The organism is Paenibacillus cisolokensis (assembly GCF_018403665.1).
Classification (GTDB): Bacteria; Bacillota; Bacilli; order Paenibacillales; family Paenibacillaceae; genus Paenibacillus_AH; species Paenibacillus_AH cisolokensis.
Genome location: NZ_BOVJ01000274.1, coordinates 1 through 1,239, shown reverse-complemented (window position 1 = coordinate 1,239; position 1,239 = coordinate 1). Strand labels below are relative to the sequence as shown.

At 45.7% G+C, this 1,239-nt stretch carries 1 protein-coding gene; it reads left to right on the top strand.

Annotation, left to right across the window (positions count from 1 at the left end):
* The first annotated feature begins 664 nt into the window (after positions 1 to 664).
* Positions 665 to 994, top strand: coding sequence for a hypothetical protein (locus PACILC2_RS25990; RefSeq protein ID WP_213531917.1), 330 nt, complete (start codon positions 665 to 667; stop codon positions 992 to 994).
* Positions 995 to 1,239: the final 245 nt, after the last annotated feature.

The window sequence follows — 1,239 nt, the reverse complement described above, 5'->3', positions numbered from 1 at the left end:
GATAAAAGAGATGTCCCGATTCCATGTATCCCTTTACCTGCCTATCGTCAAGTTCATTTTGGCTCGTTGTTATCAGGTCAGCCAGTCAGTTCTGGCTGGCCTTTTTTTTTTGGGATTACCAGAATGATGACTAACCTCTCTTCGGTCACCTACATATTCTGTAATCAGAGGAGCTATTCCTGTCTTTTCTTCAAATATTATCCTCAAGCGCTTCGTGAGTCGAAGATAAAATCATGTGAAATAGCGAGAAAAACGGAGAAAACATTATTTTATTGAGGGAGATGGTTAGATGAAATACAGCCCGAAAGTAGCCGCCAGATTATTTATAAAAAAGCATTTTCCAAATGCATGTGTCGCGTTTTGGGAGGAAGCGCCGCGCATCGAAACTTGACCCCGAACTCCGATCTGGACATCCTCGTTTTGACGATACGCAGTTCCCTTTCAAACAAAACTACACCGGGTATGGCTGGACCATTGAAGCCTTTGTGGTAACACGCAGTGTTTATCATTCTTTTTTGATGAAGCCAGAAGAAGCGGTCTTCCTTCGATACTCCGCATGTGTGCAGAAGGAGAAACGATTGTAGATACAGGATATGCAGAAGGGATCCGGTCGGAAGCGCGAGATCTGCTGTCCCAAGGGCCCTGCGAATGGACATGGGATGAAATGAACCAGGTTCGGTATCAAATAACGGAATGCCTGGAGGATTTGTCCGATGCACACTTATATCATGAAAACTTGTTTGTCGTAAATCAACTAACCGAGCTGGTCACCAAGTTTATTTTGAGGGCAAACGGCCAATGGATCGGGATAGGCAAATGGGCGGTACGTTCGCTTGCGGAATACGATAAACAGTTATGCGACGAATTTTTATACGCTCTTGATTCTTTTTATAAAAAGGAATCCGTCGAACTTCTTATTTCATTCATCGACCGTGTACTCGAACCGCACGGAGGCAGGTTGCTGGAAGGCTGGATGGAAGGCAGTGTTTTATGAGGAGGAGTGATAGCCAACACCGGGGAACAATCTGGACACGATAAGTTCAGATACGCGGGGTGAAATCGAATGGAGGAAATAAAACGGAGCAACAACCGTCCGCAGGTGGGTCGGCGGAGCTGTTCTGCTCTATATTGCAACGAAAGCCATAGAGTATTCTCGCTGTGCTTTTACACAAAACGAGGACGCACTTGTCTGAGAATGGAACAGCCGAAACAGCCGCAATATCTCTACGGCCCCCTAAT